Source organism: Idiomarina sp. 29L, from assembly GCF_004123135.1.
Classification (GTDB): domain Bacteria; phylum Pseudomonadota; class Gammaproteobacteria; order Enterobacterales; family Alteromonadaceae; genus Idiomarina.
In genome coordinates, this window is record NZ_SDJS01000002.1 from 433,687 (window position 1) to 455,150 (window position 21,464).

The 21,464-nt window shown below is 47.1% G+C and carries 23 protein-coding genes; 3 read left to right on the plus strand and 20 right to left on the minus strand.

Annotated elements, in window-relative coordinates; all coding sequences use genetic code 11:
• Positions 1 to 93: 93 nt before the first annotated feature.
• From EST55_RS05710 to EST55_RS12310, 20 genes are all read right to left on the minus strand, one after another.
• Positions 94 to 516 (minus strand): potassium channel family protein, encoded by a 423-nt coding sequence (locus EST55_RS05710; protein WP_088769047.1) that lies wholly within the window; start codon positions 514 to 516, stop codon positions 94 to 96.
• Positions 516 to 3,107 carry an EAL domain-containing protein gene (locus EST55_RS05715; protein WP_240665254.1) on the minus strand — a complete coding sequence of 864 codons (2,592 nt, stop codon included), beginning with the start codon at positions 3,105 to 3,107 and terminating at the stop codon, positions 516 to 518. Before EST55_RS05715 ends, EST55_RS05710 begins: the two co-directional genes overlap by 1 nt.
• The gene (locus EST55_RS05720; RefSeq protein ID WP_129496786.1) at positions 3,097 to 6,321 is read right to left on the minus strand and encodes an efflux RND transporter permease subunit; all 3,225 of its coding nucleotides are present in this window, start codon (positions 6,319 to 6,321) and stop codon (positions 3,097 to 3,099) included. The genes EST55_RS05715 and EST55_RS05720 overlap by 11 nt, the downstream gene beginning before the upstream one ends.
• Complete coding sequence (locus EST55_RS05725) at positions 6,314 to 7,327, minus strand: efflux RND transporter periplasmic adaptor subunit (protein ID WP_129496787.1); 1,014 nt, start codon at positions 7,325 to 7,327, stop codon at positions 6,314 to 6,316. Before EST55_RS05725 ends, EST55_RS05720 begins: the two co-directional genes overlap by 8 nt.
• 125 nt (positions 7,328 to 7,452) lie before the next feature.
• Positions 7,453 to 8,118: a YoaK family protein gene (locus EST55_RS05730; protein WP_129496788.1), complete on the minus strand. Its 666-nt coding sequence runs from the start codon at positions 8,116 to 8,118 to the stop codon at positions 7,453 to 7,455.
• 15 nt (positions 8,119 to 8,133) lie between these two features.
• On the minus strand, positions 8,134 to 9,318 hold the full coding sequence (locus EST55_RS05735) for a GGDEF domain-containing protein (protein ID WP_129496789.1): 1,185 nt from the start codon (positions 9,316 to 9,318) through the stop codon (positions 8,134 to 8,136).
• A gap of 104 nt (positions 9,319 to 9,422) precedes the next feature.
• Complete coding sequence (locus EST55_RS05740; protein ID WP_100690895.1) at positions 9,423 to 9,863, minus strand: DUF2383 domain-containing protein; 441 nt, start codon at positions 9,861 to 9,863, stop codon at positions 9,423 to 9,425.
• 1 nt (position 9,864) lies between these two features.
• Positions 9,865 to 10,764, minus strand: coding sequence for a lipid kinase (locus EST55_RS05745; protein ID WP_129496790.1), 900 nt, complete (start codon positions 10,762 to 10,764; stop codon positions 9,865 to 9,867).
• Positions 10,765 to 10,874: 110 nt separating this feature from the next.
• Positions 10,875 to 11,327 (minus strand): acyltransferase, encoded by a 453-nt coding sequence (locus tag EST55_RS05750; RefSeq protein ID WP_129496791.1) that lies wholly within the window; start codon positions 11,325 to 11,327, stop codon positions 10,875 to 10,877.
• A gap of 17 nt (positions 11,328 to 11,344) precedes the next feature.
• Entirely contained in the window at positions 11,345 to 11,635 is a 291-nt protein-coding gene (locus tag EST55_RS05755) for a hypothetical protein (RefSeq protein WP_129496792.1), read from the minus strand.
• A gap of 25 nt (positions 11,636 to 11,660) precedes the next feature.
• Positions 11,661 to 12,134 carry a GFA family protein gene (locus tag EST55_RS05760; RefSeq protein ID WP_240665255.1) on the minus strand — a complete coding sequence of 158 codons (474 nt, stop codon included), beginning with the start codon at positions 12,132 to 12,134 and terminating at the stop codon, positions 11,661 to 11,663.
• Positions 12,135 to 12,162: 28 nt separating this feature from the next.
• Positions 12,163 to 12,429 (minus strand): GNAT family N-acetyltransferase, encoded by a 267-nt coding sequence (locus EST55_RS12340; RefSeq protein WP_276318894.1) that lies wholly within the window; start codon positions 12,427 to 12,429, stop codon positions 12,163 to 12,165.
• Positions 12,430 to 12,432: 3 nt separating this feature from the next.
• Positions 12,433 to 12,627 carry a hypothetical protein gene (locus tag EST55_RS12345; protein ID WP_240665256.1) on the minus strand — a complete coding sequence of 65 codons (195 nt, stop codon included), beginning with the start codon at positions 12,625 to 12,627 and terminating at the stop codon, positions 12,433 to 12,435.
• 14 nt (positions 12,628 to 12,641) lie between these two features.
• The gene (locus tag EST55_RS05770) at positions 12,642 to 13,250 is read right to left on the minus strand and encodes an HAD family hydrolase (RefSeq protein ID WP_129496793.1); all 609 of its coding nucleotides are present in this window, start codon (positions 13,248 to 13,250) and stop codon (positions 12,642 to 12,644) included.
• A gap of 24 nt (positions 13,251 to 13,274) precedes the next feature.
• Entirely contained in the window at positions 13,275 to 14,087 is an 813-nt protein-coding gene (locus tag EST55_RS05775; protein ID WP_129496794.1) for a hypothetical protein, read from the minus strand.
• A gap of 95 nt (positions 14,088 to 14,182) precedes the next feature.
• Positions 14,183 to 14,557, minus strand: a complete 375-nt coding sequence (locus EST55_RS05780) for a hypothetical protein (RefSeq protein ID WP_129496795.1) — start codon at positions 14,555 to 14,557, stop codon at positions 14,183 to 14,185.
• A gap of 41 nt (positions 14,558 to 14,598) precedes the next feature.
• Complete coding sequence (locus EST55_RS05785; RefSeq protein WP_129496796.1) at positions 14,599 to 14,910, minus strand: cupin; 312 nt, start codon at positions 14,908 to 14,910, stop codon at positions 14,599 to 14,601.
• Between the two features lie 125 nt (positions 14,911 to 15,035).
• On the minus strand, positions 15,036 to 15,620 hold the full coding sequence (locus EST55_RS05790) for a potassium channel family protein (RefSeq protein ID WP_164976528.1): 585 nt from the start codon (positions 15,618 to 15,620) through the stop codon (positions 15,036 to 15,038).
• Positions 15,621 to 16,327: 707 nt separating this feature from the next.
• Complete coding sequence (locus tag EST55_RS05795) at positions 16,328 to 16,642, minus strand: HNH endonuclease (protein WP_100690256.1); 315 nt, start codon at positions 16,640 to 16,642, stop codon at positions 16,328 to 16,330.
• 85 nt (positions 16,643 to 16,727) lie between these two features.
• Positions 16,728 to 16,886, minus strand: a complete 159-nt coding sequence (locus EST55_RS12310) for a hypothetical protein (RefSeq protein WP_164976529.1) — start codon at positions 16,884 to 16,886, stop codon at positions 16,728 to 16,730.
• A gap of 677 nt (positions 16,887 to 17,563) precedes the next feature.
• Here EST55_RS12310 and EST55_RS05800 point away from each other — a divergent pair.
• From EST55_RS05800 to EST55_RS05810, 3 genes are all read left to right on the plus strand, one after another.
• Positions 17,564 to 18,553, plus strand: a complete 990-nt coding sequence (locus EST55_RS05800; RefSeq protein WP_129496798.1) for an integron integrase — start codon at positions 17,564 to 17,566, stop codon at positions 18,551 to 18,553.
• 30 nt (positions 18,554 to 18,583) lie between these two features.
• Positions 18,584 to 19,063: a transcription elongation factor GreB gene (gene greB, locus EST55_RS05805; protein ID WP_129496799.1), complete on the plus strand. Its 480-nt coding sequence runs from the start codon at positions 18,584 to 18,586 to the stop codon at positions 19,061 to 19,063.
• A 63-nt stretch (positions 19,064 to 19,126) separates the two neighbouring features.
• Positions 19,127 to 21,454 (plus strand): Tex family protein, encoded by a 2,328-nt coding sequence (locus EST55_RS05810; RefSeq protein ID WP_129496800.1) that lies wholly within the window; start codon positions 19,127 to 19,129, stop codon positions 21,452 to 21,454.
• Positions 21,455 to 21,464 lie beyond the last annotated feature (10 nt).

Sequence of the window (21,464 nt, forward strand, 5' to 3'; positions counted from 1 at the left end):
ATCTCAAGCTGCCATGCCTACCCATAAAGATACACCGCTTTACATACCGAGAGAAGCCAGCTTCTGTTAACAAATGTTTCAATTATCTTTTCGCTACCGATGCCAGTAGCGTTGCATTTCTACGTACAGAAATGAGGCGGTCCAGGTAATAAGTACAAGCCCCGTTAGACTCTCAATACCCGTTAAAAAACGTAACGCTCCGGTTGGCTCAATATCCCCGAAACCAACCGTCGTGAATACCGTAAAAGAAAAATACAGCGAGTCCAAAAAACTGCCGTCAAAGTTACCGGTTAAATCACCAAAACCATCTCGATGATGCATCAGGTAATAAGCGACCGCAAAAATAGCAACTTCAATAGTATGTGCAATAAGCGCCAGGAAGACACCAAACATGATGCGAATTTGCGTGAAAACTCGTATATGAGTGATTAGCCAACCAATACGATTTAACGCCTCGTAATGGAACAGTACCGCTAAGCCCACAACTATTGAGTTACACAGAAAAGACACCAACATTATGTCGTTTCCTTTGCATTCGTTAATGCATGCAAGGGCTCGGGGCGAGAAAAATAATATCCCTGGAATTGCGAACAGCCAAGCTTTTCAAGTGTTGCTAACTGCTCGTCGGTTTCAATACCTTCGGCAATAACCTCAATTTCAAGACTCCGGCCTAAGGCTAAAATCGTTTGTACTATTGCTGTATCGTTGCTGTCTTGTGTGAGATCCTGCACAAACGACTGATCGATTTTAAGGCGATTCAACGGCAGTTCTTTTAAGTAACCCAGCGACGCATAGCCTGTTCCAAAGTCATCCAAAGCGAATGTGATGCCAGACTCTTTCAGCTCGTGCATGGTTTTAGCCGTTTGCTCAATATCATCAATGAGTAAACTCTCCGTAATTTCCAACTCAATGGCAGACCCTGATACCCCGGCAACTTTCATTTGTTGGTTCATGTCATCAACGAACTTACTGTGCTTAAACTGGCTAGCACTCACGTTAATAGCTACTCGTACTGGTTTTTCAGGGCTCAAGGTATGCAACGTTGGTGTATCCGCTAGTACCTTTTTTACTACGAGCTTATGCACACTGCGCATTAACCCCTCACTTTCCGCCAGCGGAATAAACTCACCCGGCGATATCCAACCTAATTCGTCGTCATGCCAGCGCACTAACGCTTCGTAACCCATACACGTTATTTGATTCGAGCCGCTCATACGTTCGTACTGAGGTTGATAATAGACTTGCAGCGCTTCCTCAGTTATCGCTTTTCTTAACGCAGACAACAATGCCTGCTGGTGCGCAAACCGTCTCTGCAAACCAGCATTAAAGAACTGCAAGTGCGGCCCGCTCGCTTCTTTTGCCTGAGTTAATGCCAAGTCAACGGCTTGTAATATCTCTTTCTCGGAAGCGGCATCTGACAACAGCACAACGCCCATGCTGACGGACACTTGCTCTTCTTCCCCATCCAGTACATAAGGTGCAGTCAACTTATTCAACAAGGTCGTGAGGCGTTCTCTCAGCTCTTCCACCATGACATAATTGCCATTACGGGGTTGCTGTAAAAACACCATAAACTCATCAGAATTCAGACGCCCCGCGTCATCTTGCTGCCGTAACTCTTGTTCCAAACGTTGTCCAAATTGAATCAACAGTTCGTCACCCACTCCGTGACCCCGTCTGTCATTCAAGTGCTTGAAGTGATCAATATCGAGCAGAATTAACGCGCCTTCACTGTGCTCTTTTGTATAACGCTTTAATCCCTGGCGTAGCCTGTCCAGCATAAAGCGTCTGTTGCCAAGCCCCGTAAGCGGATCAAAGTACGCCAACGAGTCCAGTTCTTCTTTCATTTGCTTGTATTCGGAGACATCAGTGGAAATACCACAAACACCGACCAACTCATCATTGGCGTTGTATAAAGGAACCTTCACCGACCAATAATGGTGTGGCGTTTTATCGCCAGGTAGATAATTCACCTCGGCCTGCGCAGAACGCTCACGGGTAGAAAGCACTTTCTTGTCCAATTCGACCAGCTCGTCGGCTGTGGTTTTATCAAATAAGTCGTAGTCATCCTTTCCGATAATATCGGACGCGTCCATACCAAACAGATCAACCACTCGCTGGTTTACGTACTCGTAACGTAGTTCAGTGTTTTTAATGAAAATATACGCATCGACGCTACTTAAAATAATATCCAGTCGCTGTTTATTCTCTTTTAACTCAGACGTTTTCTCACGGACCTTTTTGCGCAATTCGTAGTTAAATAACAGACCAATACATAACCCCAGTGCTAATAACCCGAGTAGCCACCAAACATAAACTGGAATTTGGATGCGTTGTTGTTGCGAGCTCCAGTTTTTTATAATTTGGTAATACTCAGAGTGCTTATCGGCTTTTAGCTGGCGAATATCACGATCGATCGTATCCAGTACCTCGCCCTCGTTACCTTGACGCATAGCAAAATACAACTTATTGGGCAAAAACATAATGGGCGTCATTTCAATTTTGCGTGTGGCGACTTGCTGATTTCCGAAAAACTGATTTGTTGCTACCGCATCAGCTTCTTGGTTATTAACGGCTTCAAAACCTTCAGTAAAAGAGTTCACAGGCAGCAGTTCAGTCGATAACTCAAAACTAGCGATAATATCGCGCAGATATGCTTGCTGAACCGAGCCTCTCAGCACGGCAACCTTTTTGTTATCGAGGTCGAGAAGGCTGGTAATGCCTTCTTTTTCATCGGCATAAATTTGTGACCAGCTGAGCAGCGCGTACTCAGTATGAAACGACATCCACTCATCGCGTGCCGGTGTTTTGGCAACGTCCGGCATGACATCGATGTCGCCGCTTTTCAACTTATGCAAACACTCATCCCACTCACACTCAACCGGAATAAGCTGCCAACCGTGACGCTCTGCAATGAGCGTTAATAAGTCACCGTGAATCCCGCTTAGTTCGCCATCTTCACCGAACATGATTTTTGGCGGGTTGTGGTAGACACCGACTTTCAACGCAGTCTCTTGTGCCATTACCGATGCACTGACAACCGCAAACGGTATCAGCAGATATCGGATATAACGCAAAATGAATAATCGCAAATAATTAACGGTCACGTTTCTGCCCTTTACTGTCCGCTAAATAGTCATAAAGTCCATAATACAGCAGCGGAACGACCAGAACGGTTAAGAGCGTCGATGCCGCTAGACCAAACATCAACGAAATGGCTAAACCATTGAATATAGGGTCAGACAAAATGAAGTATGCACCTATCATAGCCGATACTGCCGTTAATACTATTGGTTTTAAACGTACAGCGCCGGAAAGCACCACTGCGTCTTCCAGTGAGTAACCTTCATCGATAAGCTGACGAATAAACACCACCAGCAAAATGGAATTTCGCACAATAATACCGGCTAAGGCGATCATACCTATCATAGAAGTGGCAGTGAATTCTTTCCCCAGTAACCAATGACCCGGCAATATACCCACCAGAGTTAAGGGTATTGGTGACATAATAATTAACGGCATCAAATACGAACGGAATTGAGCAACCAGCAGTACAAATATCATGAAAATACCCACGCTGTAAGCAATTCCCATATCTCGGAAGGTTTCGTAGGTAATTTGCCACTCACCGTCCCACTTAATAGCAACAGGCCCATTTGCGGAAGGTTGATTGATAAAGAACTGCTCCGGCGGCTGCTCCAATTCATCAATTAACGAAACCAGCTCAAACATGCCGTATATGGGTGAGTCGGTTTCGCCCGCCATATTTGCCTGCACATAAGTCACCGGCTGCAAGTCTTTGTGGTAACGACTGCCCTGCCATTTTTCCGTTTCCAAAGAAGCAAACGACGATATTGGCACCATAGCACCGTTTTGTGAGCGAGCATTGAGCGACAATATCTGCTGCTTCTGTGCTTTAGCGCCTTCATTTAACTGTACCAATATAGGTACCGCATACTTCGCCGTATCTTTATGTAAATAGCCTGCTGGCTGCGCATTAATAAGCAGCGTTAATGACTGAGTCACCTGCTGTTGGGAAATGCCCAGTTGTGCGGCACGTTGCCGATCAATCATCAGGAACCAGCGAGCAACGTCATCGGTTACGGTTGAATCTTTGTCGACAAGCCCTCTAACGTCAGACATTTTAGCCAGAATCGTTTCAGCTAAATCAATTTGCTGCTCTGCATTCCCGCCATAAATTTCAGCCACTATTGGTGCTAACACGGGCGGTCCCGGCGGCACTTCAACCACTTTTATTGCCGCTTCAAAAGGCTGAGCTATGTCGGTTAACGACGAGCGTATATCACGGGCAATCTCGTGCGATGCTCGCTCACGCTCCTCTTTATTTTTAAGGTTCACCTGAATGTCACCCTGATTAGGCTGACTCCGCAGATAGTACTGACGCACCAAGCCATTAAAGTTAATGGGCGATGCCGTGCCCGCATACGCTTGCCAGCTTTCCACTTCGTCTACAGTGGTTAAATAATTACCTAACGCAACCTGCAGTCGCTGCGTTTCTTCCATAGCAGCGTCGTCGGGCATATCAACCACAATTTGCAGCTCTGACTTATTATCAAAGGGCAGCATCTTGAGAATGACACCTTTATACACCGGTAACAGCATCACCAAAATTAATAACGCAAAAACACCGGCACCAAACAGAGCTCGCCTTCCCCTGCGCTTGTCACCTAACAGAGGTCTTAATAGCTTCTCGAAAACCGCTTTGAGTTTATCTGACGTGCCGGCTGCCGAGTCACTTTCATCTTCACTGTCTTTGCCGCGCTCTTTGTTTAACAGCCGCAGCGCCAGCCAAGGCGCCACAATAAAGGCCATTAACTGAGAAAACACCATGCCGGCAGATGCATTAATCGGAATTGGGCTCATATAAGGGCCCATTAACCCACTGACAAAGGCCATAGGAATTAACGCCGCCATGATCGTCAGCGTTGCCATAATCGTTGGCGACCCCACCTCATCAACGGCTTTGGGAATAGTTTCAGTCAAGGCTTTTTTGGAGTTACGTACTCGTCGGTGAATATTCTCAGTAATAACAATGCCGTCATCGACTAAAATGCCAATTGAGAAAATGAGTGCGAACAATGAAACCCGGTTTAAGGTAAAGCCCCATGCCCAACTGAACACCAGGGTAAACAGCAAGGTCACCATGACCGCAATGCCAACAATAACTGCCTGGCGCCAGCCCATGCTCAGCAACACCAGCAATATCACCGACACCGTCGCAGAAATAAGATCTGACACTAACTGGTTAAACTTATCGGTCGCTGTTTTACCGTAGTCGCGCGTGACAGATACCTCTATATCTGGCGGGAGCAGTTCGTTCTTTAACTCAGCCAGCCGCTGGCGAACGGCATTGGTTATATCAATGGCATTTTCGCCCGGCTTTTTAGACACCGCCAACGTCACCGCCGGATACACCTGAGAGTCGTTATCTACACCACCCATTAAAACAGACTGTGCCGGCTGGCTACCGCTGTCTTTAACTGCAGCAACATCGGTCAGATAAATGGGGCGCCCCTTCGCAGTACCGACCACTAAAGACTTCATATCATCGACTGATTGCAGGAAGCCACCGGCCTGAAAAGGCACCGACAACCCATTTTGCGTTACCCGCGTTTCCGGCCCCGCAGTATTTGACGCATCGATGGCTTGTTTTATGTCTAACACCGTTAAGCCGTAACCCGACAGCTTACTGCTATCCACTTCAACATTGACATGCTGACGTACAGCACCGTGCGTTTTAATGTCACGCGTACCCGGAATTTGTTTTAACGCAATTTCCAGCCGGTGCGCCAACGCCGTTAATTGCTCCGCGCTTTTTACCTGATCTTTGTCGTAAAGTGTGAGCGTCATTATCGGCACGTCATCAATGCTGCGGGGTTTTACCACTGGCTGCATCACCCCTAGCCCCGGAGGGAACCAGTCGACATTCGACTGCGTTTTATTGTAAAGCGTTACTAGCGCTTCCTGTCTAGGCACGCCCACCTCAAACTGAACCGTCAGTACCGCCTGACCAGCACGAGACACCGAGTAAACGTGCTCTACTTTCGGCATTTCGCTGAGAATTTGCTCGCCCGGTATGGCGATAAGCTGCTCAACCTCCTGCATGGAAGCGCCAGGAAAGCCCACCATAATGTCAGCCATGGTGACATCAATTTGAGGCTCTTCTTCTTTCGGGGTAATGAGCACAGCCACTATGCCCATAACAATGCCAAGCAGGCATATGAGTGGAGTGAGTTCCGAACGCTGGAAAATATCGGCGATAATGCCAGACGGCCCCAGCTTTTTATCGCTGTTACTCATCGAGCATAGCCTTCACAGACGCGAGAACCTGCTCGCCTTCGGCTAAGCCAGCCAATATTTCTACTTGACCGTTTTTGCGTTCACCAACGCGCACCTGCCGTAGCTGAGGCGTATCGTTTTCCCCCAAAACATACACGCCACGCAATTCGCCTTCTACCAATAACGCAGTTTTGGGTATGAGCAGGGCATTACGTTCACCAACGGCCACTTTTACTTTTACCAACATGCCGGGGAATAAAGCGCCTTCGGGATCGTGTAAATTCAAACGCAGCCGAAATGTGTGTGACTGTTCACTCGCGTAGGGGTAAAAGGTCATAGAGGCTATCGACAATTCTCGACCATCATCAGTAACAACGTCTGCTTTGCGGTTATCGCGCACGTAACTTGCGTATTGCTGAGGTAACTCGGTAACCACTCTTAGCTGTTCCAGTGAAAGCCCTGACATCAGCGGCTGACCCGGTTGAACTGACTCGCCTAATTCAACAAAACGCTCCGTAACAATACCGGCGTATGGCGCTCGCACTTCGGTGTAGCTCAACTGCTTTTGAGCTTCTTCTACCGCTGCTTTTGCGTCAGAAACGCTAGCTTTCCTGGTTTCCAGTTGCGTTTCTGCCTCATCTTTTTCAGCTTCTGAAGCGACATTCTGTTCATACAGTTCACTAATGCGCTTAAACCGTTTTTGCGCATCGCTCAATGTCGCCTGAGCGCTTTCTAAATTCGCTTCTGCTCTATTGAGTCGTGCTTTTTGTTCTGTGGCATCCAGGCGCACAATGAGCTGGTTGGCAGCTACCGCGTCGTCAACATCCACCGGAAGCTCAACAACAGTTCCTGAGGTTTGGGCAGACACAGTACTTTGATTGATAGCTTCAACCACGCCTTCCAGACTTAACGCTTCATTGATTGTCTGTTTTTTTACGGTGAAGGGCTCTTGGGCCAAAGCCGGTGACCCTAGTAGACCGGCCAGCAGAAACGCTGATAGCGCCGACTTAAAAATATCCGTTTTCATGACATTCACCGCAATGTGTTGTTGAGTTTCTTCGATAGTAACACTACTTGCATCAAGTGTAATAGAGGCTTCAGATAGGTCAAATTTGTTGATGGAACAGGAAGTTAGGCAAGTTACCAGAAGGCTCAAATTTCGCGGATACGTTTGTAGTGCAAACGATACAAAGCTGCCAGCATCAGACAGATAACCCCCGGCACAAGCAGGGCTTGGAACTGCAGCTGTGTGAACAAATAGGCGCCCGACGTTCCGCCACTGATAAAGCCGGCAATAATGAGCCCAAACAATATCGCTTTTCTTTTATCAAAGACTTCGCCACGCATGATGGCGCCAAACATGATACCTAAATCAGTAAATATACCGGTCAGGTGGGTGGTTCGCACAATGGCGCCACTATAGGTCGTCGCCAAGGCGTTCTGCATGCCGCAAGCCAATGAAGCAGTATAATGTCCGTAAATAGACCCTTCGGACAGCAAGTAAAAAGACCCAAATATCAGCAGTGACTCTAGCGCCAGCGCCGTATCGTAATGCCGGCCAAGCTTTAGTCGTGTTCCGTGAAGTAAAAAACCCGAAAGGCCTGCGCCAACAAAAAACGAGAACAGCACTCCCGCTAAATGCAAAATATCCCCGAATGAGTTGGTCAACATGCTGGTACCAAATAACGTGGCGGTACCTGAAACATGAGACACCGCCTGGTGCTCAAAGCCAAGCAAACCAATGGCGTTAATGCACCCGGCAACAAAGGCCAGCACAAACGCTCCGTACTCAATCCATTTAGGCAGTTTAGATATCAATGCTTTTTGTCCTTTCTAGGATGAAGCCACGACCCTATTCCGCCCGTCACGCTTGCCTTCATACAGTCTGTTGTCGGCGCGGGTAATGAGTGCATCGAGGTCGTCTTCCGGAGTGGCAACAGCAACGCCTATGGTCACGCTCAGTTGCAGGTCTTTAAATTCATTGTCTAAAGAGAGTGCTTCGACATTGTGCTTTAAGCGCTCGGCCACGACAGTGGCATCAGCAGGGCTTGTATGGGGCAAACCGACAACAAATTCCTCACCACCAAAGCGGCCAATAATGTCGGTTGGGCGAAGTGAGTGCTGACATACTTCAGCTATTTTGGTCAGAATGACGTCGCCACGAGTGTGACCCCAAGTGTCATTAATTTTCTTGAAATGATCGACGTCTATCATGAACAAACAAAACGACGCACCTTCCAACCGAGACCGTTGCAGCAGAGCTTCCGCCCGCTTCATAAAGTGACTTCGGCTGTCCACACCGGTCAGCGTGTCACGTTCTGCCACCATACGGAGCTGAGCCTCCAGCGACTTGCGATGCTTAATTTCCTGAAGCAAGTCCCGGTTTTGATCGCGTTCTTCATTCAGTAACGCATATTGCTTTCGCTGTAGCCGCTCTAAACGCCGAAGTGACGAATAGCCGACGATATTGGCCATTGCAATTAACAGACCTATCCGAACAGCGCCTTCTGCGTCAACGCCAGCATAAATTATTGAAGCCCATAAAAAGGTAATACTTACAAACACACTTGCCAGCGCCGCAACCGTCAATAAGTTGGGTATCAACAGATAAAAAGCCACTATCGCAACCACAATAGAGGTCACTTGGCTGGAAAGACTTTCTGGACGAAGCGGAACAATGAGGACAATACCGATGGCAAAAATCCAAAGCGGAAGTGCGTGTAGCCAGGCTTTTTTAGCATAACCACCGGCCTTACCAATAATAAACGCTATCGCTAAACACGAGCTCACCACCGTAATGCGCATGGCCAGCAGCAAGTAATACTCTTGGGTAAGCCCGAGAAGATTGTAGTCGGTAATGCCGAACATGGCAAAAATAGCCGACGCCAAAATTAACGCCAACCGCGCGTCAGAGCGAACGTTGGGGGCAATAAAATATCGGTAATTTAGCTCTTTTTGCCTATCGCAAAACTGACCCGTCAGCCAATGTATGTCATTTTGTTCTTGTTGTTGTGACAAATGCTTTCCCTGCTAAAGCAGTTTAAATTGAACGAGTAATGGCTAATTTTGACCTTTTTTTCGTCGCTTTGCAGTATTTTTTTAACGTTTTACAAACAAAAACATTACCCTTTCAACGCATGAACCGTCTTTTTCGTATCGCTAATATTCTTAGTCAGTTCATCAAGCAACGTTTGGTATTCCGCAGACTGTTGGCCCAACTGGGTGTTTTTTACGGCCGTTTCCAGCGCTTCATCTTCCTGCAAGCACTTATCTAAAATCGCGTTTTTCGCATCGACCGAGAACAACTTTGTCAGTTCACCTTGAATAACCTGCATCAACGTTTTGTCGGGGTCCGGTTTGGCCGGCAACTCACCCAGCTCTTTTACAACATTCTCAAACGGTTTAATAAAAGACGCTCGTTCGTCAGCGATGGCTTCCAATTTATTCGCCAACTCACCGTCTTCCAGCACACTCGCTATTTCGCGGTAGTAGTCCTTGGTCTCAACAATCAGCTTTAGAATTTCGATGCTATCGGCCTGATCATCTGTGCGTAAAATCGGCATATTATTCCTTGCTCTTCGTTGAATTTGGCATATCGCCCACAATAACCTCTATTGCTTTCGGTATCACCTCAAATTCAGCGGGCGTATCGGTTTTATGTTCACCATCGGCATGAATTTGCTTAGGTTTTGACGTATTAACACTCATTTTTTTGACTTTCTTACACACCACACGCTCGGCCACCCGCAAGTTGCCATTTCTCAAATTAAAACCCAGTAACAGCAACTGCCACCAGCGCTGAGGCTTCAAACAAAATAAGTTCAGCTGTCCGTCTAACAGCGTCGAGTCTTCGTCCACAATATTGCCGCCACCGTAAAAGCGACCATTACCCACCGCCAAGTGAATTGCTCTTAAGCGCTCTTCGTCGCCGTCGGCGGTTATAGTAACCCTGAAGCTTTTATTGCGCTTAATAACTCGAATAAAGGCGCCGAGATACGCGAACACTCCAAGGTACTTTTTCATGTCCGAGGTAAGCTCATGCGTGACCTCTACACCCAGCCCAATATGCGCCACATTCACAAAATAGTGGCTGTTCACCTTCGCAAGGTTAATGCGCTCACGCTTGTCGTTCGCAATAACCCGGGCTGCTTGCACAACATCCTGCGGGACGCCTAACGAGCGGGCTAAGTCATTCGCCGTGCCCATTGGCAAAATCGCCAAGGTCTGATTGTATTTATGGGCTGGCTCTAACGCTGCACTAATGGTCCCGTCACCACCGGCGACTATAATGACACCGTTTTCCTTATCGTAATTTTCAATGCAGGACACCATATCCGAGGGACTTTCCGTAACACACACGTCTACTTCAACGCCAGCGCTTCTAAATAAGGCAATAGCGTCGTCAAGCTCGTCAGCGTGACCATCACGACTTTTCGGGTTCACCACTAACAGCGCATGCTGCATTGTTCAGTCCGTTTTTAGTAAGTGTTGATTTCACTATAAGGGCTTTGCAGAGGAGCTTCAAAGCACTGACGGAATTTTTACGCTATTGAGGGTGGTGAGGCTGGCTCAATCTAGTGATAAAGTAGGTATTCTGCAGCATAAACGACTGTTAGCGTCGTACTAATAACAAGTACATTGATGCTTGCGCGAATACCCCACCGAAAGGAGCCGTAAGAGACTGATAGCGCCTTTGAAGCAATAACCAACAGACCCATTAGGCCGAACCAGGGAGTAAAAAATACAACAAGTTTCCATTTCACAAGAGAAACGGCGACATCATGTACAAAACCACTCACAAGAAAGGTTATAAAAACAGCCAGCCAACCCGGCGCGAATGAGCCCATTGGTCTCATCACAAGACGCGATAAATAATAGCCCCATATTGGGTTCCAATAATGCCAAAAAACAGGAAACGAGCTGGCGCCCAAAGAGCGATGCAGCATATTCCGCATAGACCCTTTTGCGCCTAACGACACCCCATTCCTTTTCCTAACGTAACGCGATAATGACATGGTATTTTGCATAACCAGCTTCCTAAGTATCAGCTGCCGAACGAGAAAAAGACACCGACAGCCAGCTCAGCCCAAACATAAAGAAAGCCCAGAAAGACAACAATAGCTGCAAGCTGGAATTGTTTTTTGGACAGCTTTCGAGCGAGAAGTATTAGCGAAGAGCCAACCACTAACAATAACGCACCCATTATCACGAAATCGGAGAGAGCCCAGTGAACATCGTTGCTAAACCGCATGGCAACCAGCGGGATAAATAAAAGACAGCAGGTCGTCAGTAAGACCCAGGCAAAGGCGGTTTTTTGTTGTAATATTGCTCTCATGGTTTTATTCCTTTAGTCGTGGTCCTTACCCAGGTAACGCGTCGTAACTCGGCACATTACTCAAATCAACTGACCAGGCGGCGCAGTCAGCAACAAAGATCTTAGCCGTAGGCGTAACTGGTATCGGCGTATCGAGGCTACCAGCAGGCACCACAACACAATTAATGGACTCAGCGAATGTAGGAAGCGCAGAGCCGCAAGACTGACAAAAGCTCTTAGTATGCAGCGAGCCCGGGTGTTGGTAATGGGTTACGTCCACCTCGCCTTTAAGCCAGGTCAACCGCCCTGCTTTAGCAAACAAGTTAGCCGCATGAGCAGAGCCAGTACCTTTTTGGCAGCGGCTACAATGACACAAATAAAATGCGCCGAAGTCACCACTCACCTCGTAGCTGACACGACCGCAAAGACACGAACCGTAATATTTATTCACCATGACATTACCTGTTAAATAAACCCGCCTATCAATTGGCTTGGTTAGCCACTGCATCCAATACGACATCTTCCAATTTTGAGAGTAGTAAACAGGTTTAGCTGAGCCTTTCCATCACAAAGTTACGCAGCTTCTGCCCTCTAATTTCTACCATTTGCTCTTTTGCGACCTTAAAGCCGAATTTCTCATAAAACGGACGAGCCGTAATGCTCACCTCAGAGTAAAACCGAGTAATTCCTTGTAACTCACCCACTCTTAGCACGTGCTCCATCAAGTGACGCCCGATACCTTGACCCTGATGCTCATGGTGACAAAAGAAATGATCAATTAACCCATCTTCCTGAAGGTCGGTATAACCGACAATTTCTCAGTCAATTTCCGCAACAAAAGGAGAAATAGCATTCATTTTTCGCTGCCATACCTCAGGAGAGAAATCATCCAACGCCCATGCTTCGACTTGCGCTTGCGTGTAGTCACGTGAGTTCACATTGCGAATGGCGTGATAAAAAATACCCCATAAATCACGCGCGTCTGATTCGTTAAATTCTCTGATTTTTATCATGTTGGTGTTTGCCGTCATTCAACCGGTGCAACTTCAAAGAGTTCGCCCCGATAAAAACTCGTATTGGCTAGATTTAGCATAGGATAATCCTCTTCAGAATCTCCATACGCAAAAACTTTGCTATAAAGAGATAAATTGATACGTTCTTTTATTCGCGCCACCTTTCTCTCGTTACTGCAATCGCCATTTAGGTAAGCACCGGTAAGTCGGCCATTACGCACTTCAAGTTCACTGCAAATTAAATCTACCTCGTGGCGTTTACACCAAATTTTTAAATAAGGAGAGATAGATGCAGACACAATGACCACGTGATCGCCGTTCTCTTTATGCTTAGCTATTTTCTGCAGCATATCGCTCCGAATCACAGAGGGTAAATATTCGGAAACAAAACGTTCAGCACTAGCATCAAGTTGTTTCTCAGGGACGCCCATGAAAGCAACTCGTGATATCAGAGGTCGGATTTTAGGAGCTGAAAGAAGCCGCGCTTTGTATAAGGTGATTGCAGGAAAAAGAAGTAAGGCGCCAATAACCAGCCGCACGAATTTGGTCGAGGAAAAGACAAACTTCGTATATGTATCTCGTGTTGTGATTGTTCCGTCAAAATCGAAGAGAGCAAGGTTCATCTGTACCTCAAAGGTTCTAACGTCTCAATCAGTCGCTGCGCCAGCGTTCGACGTCATTGGTTTATTAGCTTTTCTCGTCACGGCGACCATCCTGTTCACAACATCCACGCACAATGAGTATAAATCTTGGACTTCGTGAATGTCATAAATTTTATCTGGGTGTTGAGTTGGGTTTCTGAATGAAGCCCGTATATTATCTAAGTGATTATTTAGAACTTCATGCTTGGAAGTTGCTCTGCGCGCCCTGAGATCATTGACGATTGGCCCCCAATTTCTAGACTTTATTCGTTTTTGTTTAATCATAGCTTCATAGTAACTTCTGAGTACAGATTCTGTTGCTCTTAATACATGAAAAGCTGCCGCAGTTGGAAGTTCAAAAGCGATACACTTGCCAGCGTATGAAAAATCGTACCTAGCTATCTCTGGCAGTGAGTCAAACGCATCCGGGCAAAAAATTTCATGAACAGAATCAAGAAGCTTATGAAGAGCTAATCTTTTAGGAGTAGGAACAAAAGCGTATCGTTCATTTAACTCTGCATCCATTGTTTTCCTGATAGCTGACACAGACGAATTGATTTTAATTGTTTCAGATTCAGAGAATTCAAAACCAGAGTCTTCCCTATCAATTTCTTCTAAGTGTTCGAGTACTTCACTTAACTCTCCCCGTGCTAATCTACTGGTAACAGATAACTCTAGAGCATCGAAATACTTGAATAGCATTTCGATGTTAGATCTCACAAAACCATTACCATTGATCCGAGCTGGCGGCGTCAGATCCTGCAGGTATCGAATACAGGTCCCAAGAAAATAGAACCGAAATAGTGTGTGCTTCTTCATGCTTCACCTTCCACAATCTAACGCCCAAGCACAGCTGTTGTCCGGCTCTGAGGGCGTGAACATTTGCAACTTCTTATGAACTGCTCACCGCACTCTCAATCACTATCATGACCGAGATCTAAATAGGCGATGAGATACCCATATTCCTTATCCGTCAGCATCCCTTTTGCATGATGCTGCTTTGCCAGCTCATGGCTCCACGCTCTTCCTTCGGGAGGGGGCGGAACCGACAAATCCTTTTCGAGAAGCGCGGTATCTTCGACCGTGTATCCTCTGGATACCGCCTCTTGAGCGCAATGCGCCAGAACATATTCAACTGCGTATTTATCGACACTCGGCTGCCAAGTGTATTCCGTTTCGCATGCATACTTTCGTTCGCCCTCGGCGGTGAAATACTCCAAACGTCCCGACGTGCAAGCAGATACTAATAAAGCTAACGCGAAAACAATACAGATATTTTTAATCTTCACCGGCTTGCTTCCTGTTTATATAACGCGCGCTTAAGCGCTTGTTATACGCTTCCTTCGGATTCTACAACCAAAATTCGTGCTTCTCCGCGAGGATGCGCAACATGTTCAGTTCCAATAGACGCATAAAAAATATCTCCTGTTTCTAACATCGCTGATTGCTCAACCCCATTTTCTTTAAAGAGCATTTCGACAACGCCATCCAAAACAACAAATACTTCTTCGCCATCATTTACATGCCATTTATAGGGCTTATCAGTCCAATGCAAGCGCGTTGTAATTCCGTTCATATTTGCGATGCTTTTTGCACCCCAAGCGCGCTCAGATTTGAATTCTTTACTTCTAATTATTTCCACGATAGTTCCAAATTATGAATAGTTTATAACGCCCGTATTTGCGGCTGGTTTGGAGCGCAGCAGAAAGCCAGTCCGACAACATACGCTTGTTAGGCGAGGGAACTTGATGCTTATACTTGACCAAGTTACTCCCCGTCATTGCTTTCTTCTTGAAGTGCAACTGCCGACACCACACCAATTAAAAATGCGAATACTGAAAAACCGACAACAGCCTCAAATGCTGCAATTACTTCGGCGGCAGTATTAGCCGGAACAAAATTTCCATAACCCAATGTAGTAAAAGTTACGACGCTAAAGTATACGTGATCCCAGAGACCCGTTATTGCCTGACTATTGCTTCCTTCGACCACACCGAAAATCATATAGAAGCACGCAAACAAACAAATATAATGGAGCATCATAAAAAATACAGTAATCATTATGCCTGCAAACCCAATAGTTCGTTCGCGAACCATTACAATTAAATTAGCTAGCGGAGCTAACGGGCTGCTTCTAAACAATATAGTTGGCACAACCAAACCCCACACAATGAATATCCAAGGGCTGATGAAAGCTGTAAATATTAGACTTGTATTAAATATATTGAACCAAACTAGAAACGTATTTTGATTCTTAGCATCTTTCCCCATCCATTCAAAAAGCGAGGCAAAGATTCTAAACTTAAAAAGCCACATTACGCCTTTTTCTATTTTAGATTGGAACTCTGACATATTTTCCTTTGTATATCTTGCAATAAACACTAAGCGCCTAACGCTCGAGTTAAGCCGACTTGTTAGGCGGCAGCCACCACTTGCCCAGACGCCTTGACGGTTGCGAAGTGCTCTACGAAGGCTGCGCAGTTCTGTCGGTCGCGACGCGCGATTCGCAGTCTGCATCGCCCGCCACGCAACCTTGGAAAGCTTTGGAAAGTATCCATCCTCGTTCCCTGCAACCAAAGCAGTGTGTAGGTTCCAAACAAGTAGGATCTAATGGCAATCGATGCGACATCTCTGATTGGAACTTCCACAATCTGATGCCTAAATTTTATTAGTCCGGTTAATGAGTCAACGATTTGGACCTCAAGTCTGATAGCTTCTTGATGCAGGGCCACTAAGCCATGGCCTTTTGCGAGGCCTTGCCAGATATCTGCAATAAAGAATGGAACAGTACTAACATGATCTCCGAGAACGGGAATGCTTGACGCAATTGACGGCTTAGTACGCCTCGTCAGAACAGCAATGGCTAGAACTATAACGACCAGTGCAGCGTAGAAGTACCATGCAGTGAGTACGTAGGTATACAAGAAGTCTAATATTTCGCGGACAATCATTGAACGGTCCTTGCCGCCTAACGCCAAGCTAAGCGGTGCCCTGTCAAGGGCATCCGGTGGACGGCCGTCAGGCCGGGAACGAACTTAAGCGCCTTGTTAAGCGCTGACTTACAGGCCACGCTCAATAGCCTGTTTTATGATCGGTGCTACGGTTTCCGGAGTGATACCACGATCTTGGCAATACTTGGTTTGCAACCATGCGGATAGCTGCTTTTGACCTTTGCTGGCATTGCAGCCGCAGCAACACAAGGCAATATTTTCTCTCGTAATGATGCTGGCATCGTTAATGATGTGCTCCCAGCTCGCCGCAGACTTCCGTAGCACTTTCACAGAGGTAAATTCTTTGCGGCAATAGACACACTCCGTGTCTCGCTCTCGAACTTCTTTTTCCAGCCAGTCCGGTATGTTCCAGTTATTTGCCATTACTCAAAAGTACCTTTACCGCTTAACGCTTGGCTTTGCGGCGCACCGGAGCGCCAGCGTGGGTGCGTCCGACAACAGCCACTTGTTAAAAACTGTACGAATCATACACCTTCATAAGGCCGGCTAGCTCCGACTGCTTTTGCTCATCAGCACTGATGTCGTAGAGCCAGCTCTGAATGCCTGCAATAACATCTTTGGCAAACTCATTTATCTGCAGTTGCAGTACCGAACCAACTTGATTCATATGAACACACCCATTTTCAGGCGGGATTGTGAAATGAAAGCTTTCAAGTGCTTCTTGTGCTCGCTGGGCACCAATATTCTCAACACCTTCGTGCAAGAGCGCGCATCGCAACGCATAGCAATCATTTCCTGACAGGAATGTATGAACATTGCCCATCGATGGAGGACCTACCTGCCGCGTATACTTTGGCTGGACGTACCGCTCAAACCACTCAGGATATCGCCTTGAAGATGACTTCCCAGGGAATTCTATTTTCCCGCATATGTCGGGCAACGTGAGACAAAGAAATATCGCCCCGTACCAGTTCCCATCACGAATATTCTTCTCAAGTGCTTGTATAAACTCTTCCACGCGCCGGCACCCCTTTATTTTTTAACATTTGTATATTGTGCATGCGCATTTTACGCGCTCATCAAATTGTTGCTTTTTCTTCATAACCCTTTGAGAGTCTGCTTTATTTTTCAGAAACCCCACCAAAAATAAGCAATACAATTCGAGCACGCTCACTTCCATTCCAACGAGTGCACAATATCTAACTTTACGTTTTTATTATGTAACTGACATTAAACGAGTTAAATACGTAATACAACAACAAACTATGCACTATTGCTTACAAGAGTGAGCCTCAAGTTAGGTTAAAGTTAATGACTAATTTCAAAACTCAAGGATGAGAATTTATGCCTAGTCCATTTATTGAACAGCTACGTGCTGATATGCGCTTGCGTGGTTACAGTTTAAAGACTGAAAAATCATACTTAGGCTGGATTCGTCAGTACATTTATTTTCATAAAAAGCAGCATCCTAAAAAACTGGGTAGGAATGAAGTTCGAGAATTTCTAAGTTGGCTAGCTAACGAACGCCATGTCGCCATAAATACTCAGAAAACGGCGCTTAATGCTTTGGTCTACCTCTATCAGAAAGCGCTTGGTATAACGCTAGGGGATTTAAATTTCAGCCTAGCAACCAAGCAGAGACAATTGCCAGTTGTTTTATCGCCCAACGAAGTGATGAGTATTCTTAGCCAATTATCTGGACGTAACCGCTTAGTCATTGAATTACTTTACGGCAGCGGCCTTAGAATAAGCGAGGCGCTAAATTTACGAATTCAGGATGTGAACCTAGAAAATCTTTCTATTACCATTCGTGATGGGAAAGGCAAGAAGGATCGGCAAACTTTGTTAAGCGAACGCTTAATTCCTCAGATTAAAGAGGCGATAAGTACAGCATTAAAGGTACAAGCTAATGATAACAGTAGCGGTGTCGGCCCATCACTACCCGGTGCACTTGATAGAAAATATCCCAACGCTTTCAAGCAACCAGGTTGGATGTTCATCTTTCCATCGTCTTCTTTGTGCGCACATCCATACACTGGCGTTCTTTGTCGACATCATCTTCACAGTAGCGTCATTAGAAAGGCTCTTAAACCAGCAGTCATTCAAGCGAAGGTCTTTAAAAAAGTTAATTGTCACACTTTTCGTCACTCTTTCGCTACGCACTTGCTGCAAAGCGGTTGCGATATTCGTACTGTTCAGGAGCTGCTGGGCCACAACGATGTTAAGACCACCCAAATATACACGCATGTTATCGGTCAACATTACGCTGGAACGTCTAGCCCGTTAGACAATCTATCGTTCCCCTCCTCTTCATACCCCGGTAAAATCCCCTAATCATTCAACGCAGGCACAACGAATCAGCGTATGAAAACCAACTTAATTACTAGGCCGGGCTACGAAATGTTACAGAAGGAGCTCGAGCACCTTTGGCGGGTGGAGCGGCGCGAGACCGTAGAGAAGGTGTCGTGGGCGGCAAGCCTGGGCGACCGGTCAGAGAACGCGGATTATAAATACAATAAGCAGAAGCTGCGCAAAATTGATGGTCGTATTCGCTATTTAACCAAGCGTCTGGAGCAGGTGAAGGTTGTGTATTATTCGCCACAACAGGACGGTAAGGTGTTTTTTGGTGCCTGGGTGGAAATTGAGGACGAAGACGAGAACATTCGCGCCTTCCAAATTGTCGGGCCGGATGAAATTTATGATCGCAAAGACGCGGTGTCGATTGACTCGCCCATGGCGCGTGCGCTGCTGAAGAAAGAGGTAGACGACGAAGCCGAGGTTCGCACGCCGCAGGGTACTAAGACCTGGTTTATTAATAAGATAAGTTACCAACAGCCCGCGTAGTCAATTCGTGATAGTATTCGTCCCCATTATTTGTCGTAACGTTTTAAAACCAAGAGATGTACTATGAGCCAGATACCGCAATTACTTGCTAATGAACTGAAGGTCGACGAGCGTCAGATTGCCGCTGTTATCCAGTTGCTGGACGAAGGCTCGACGGTGCCTTTTATTGCCCGTTACCGTAAAGAGGTCACCGGCGGTTTAGACGACACGCAATTACGCCAGCTGCATCAGCGCTTGAACTACCTGCGCGAGCTGGACGACCGCCGTCAGGTGATACTGAAGTCGATTGACGAGCAAGGCAAGCTGACCGAAGAGCTGGCTCAGAGCATTAAAACCGCCGACTCGAAAACCGAGCTGGAAGATTTATACCTGCCTTACAAGCCTAAGCGCCGCACCAAAGGCCAAATTGCCATTGAAGCCGGTATTGAGCCGCTGGCAGACCTACTGTGGAAAGACCCAACACAAAACCCGGAGCAAGCGGCCGCTGACTACGTTGACGCCGACAAAGGTTTTGCTGACGCCAAAGCGGTACTAGACGGTGCCCGCGCCATTTTAATGGAGCGCTTTGCCGAGCAAGCGGAGCTGCTGAAGCGTTTGCGTTCTCACTTGTGGCAGAACGCGCACTTAACCAGCACGGTTGCGCCAGGCAAAGAAAAAGAAGGCGCGAAATTCCGCGACTACTTTGAGTTCTCTGAGTTGTTTAAAACCATTCCGTCGCACCGCACCTTGGCCTTGCTGCGTGGCCGTAACGAAGGCTTTTTACAGCTGTCTATGGACGCTGACCCGGGCAGTGAAGACAAAGCTACTGGCTCGCACTGCGAAGTGATGATTGCCGACTTCCTGAACTTTGAGCACCAGGGCCGCGCTGCCGATGACTGGTTGCGTCAGGTGATTCAGTGGACCTGGCGGGTGAAGCTGTCACTGCACATGGAAACCGAGTTAATGGCCCGGGTGCGTGAGCGCGCTGAAGAAGCCGCCATTCAGGTGTTTGCCAGCAACTTAAAAGACTTGCTGATGGCGGCACCTGCGGGTGCAAAAACGACCATGGGCTTAGACCCGGGCGTTCGTACCGGTGTTAAGGTTGCGGTGGTGGACGAAACCGGTAAAGCGGTTGCTACTAACACGGTATTCCCGTTCCAGCCGCAAAACCAAATGGACAAAGCCATGCGCACGCTGGCGACCTTGTGCAAACAGTACAAGGTTGAGCTTATCAGCATTGGCAACGGTACCCACTCGCGCGAGACCGACAAAATGGTCGGTGACATGCTCAAGCAGCACAGCGAGATTAAAGCCACTAAAGTCATTGTGAACGAAGCCGGTGCATCGGTTTACTCTGCATCGGAATTGGCAGCACAAGAATTTCCAGATATGGATGTTTCACTGCGTGGCGCGGTGTCTATCGCCCGCCGCTTGCAGGATCCGTTAGCCGAGTTGGTTAAAATTGAACCTAAGTCTATTGGTGTCGGCCAGTATCAGCACGACGTCAGCCAGTCGCAACTGGCACAAAGCCTGGATGCCGTAGTTGAGGACTGTGTAAACGCGGTGGGTGTGGATGCGAACATGGCCTCGTCTGCGTTGCTTCAGCGCGTGTCGGGCCTGTCAAAAACTCTGGCCAAAAACATTGTCGATTACCGTGACGCCAATGGCGCTTTTGCTAACCGCAAACAGTTATTAGATGTGCCACGCATGGGACCGAAGGCGTTCGAACAGGCTGCGGGTTTCCTCCGCATTAACAGCGGCGAACAGCCATTAGATGCGTCAGCCGTTCACCCAGAAGCCTATTCGGTGGTCGAGCGCATGGCGAAGGCAAATGACTTGCCGGTACAAGAGCTGATTGGCAACCACTCATTGGTAAAAAGCCTTAACGCCGCAGACTACACCGACGAGCGTTTTGGTCTGCCAACGGTAACGGATATTTTGTCAGAGCTTGAAAAGCCAGGCCGTGACCCACGCCCTGAATTCAAAACGGCAGAATTCAAAGAAGGTGTTGAGAAGGTCAGCGATCTTAAGCCCGGTATGCAATTAGAGGGTGTTGTAACCAACGTGGCTAACTTTGGTGCCTTTGTGGATGTTGGCGTGCATCAGGACGGTTTGGTTCACATTTCCGCTTTGGCAGACAAGTTTGTCAGCGACCCACGCGAAGTGGTGAAAGCCGGCGATATTGTGAAAGTAAAAGTGCTGGAAGTGGATATTGAGCGTAACCGCATTGGTTTAACCATGCGTTTAAACGATGAAGTCTCTGCAAAACCGGCCGCTAAGTCTAAACCGCAGGGCAGCAGTTCAAATAAAGGCAAGCCTCAGCGTGATCGTGGTCAGCAAAACAAGCAGCCACAAAATGCCGCTATGGGTAATGCCTTAGCCGACGCTTTCGCAAAAGCGAAACAGAAATAAATAGGAGAAA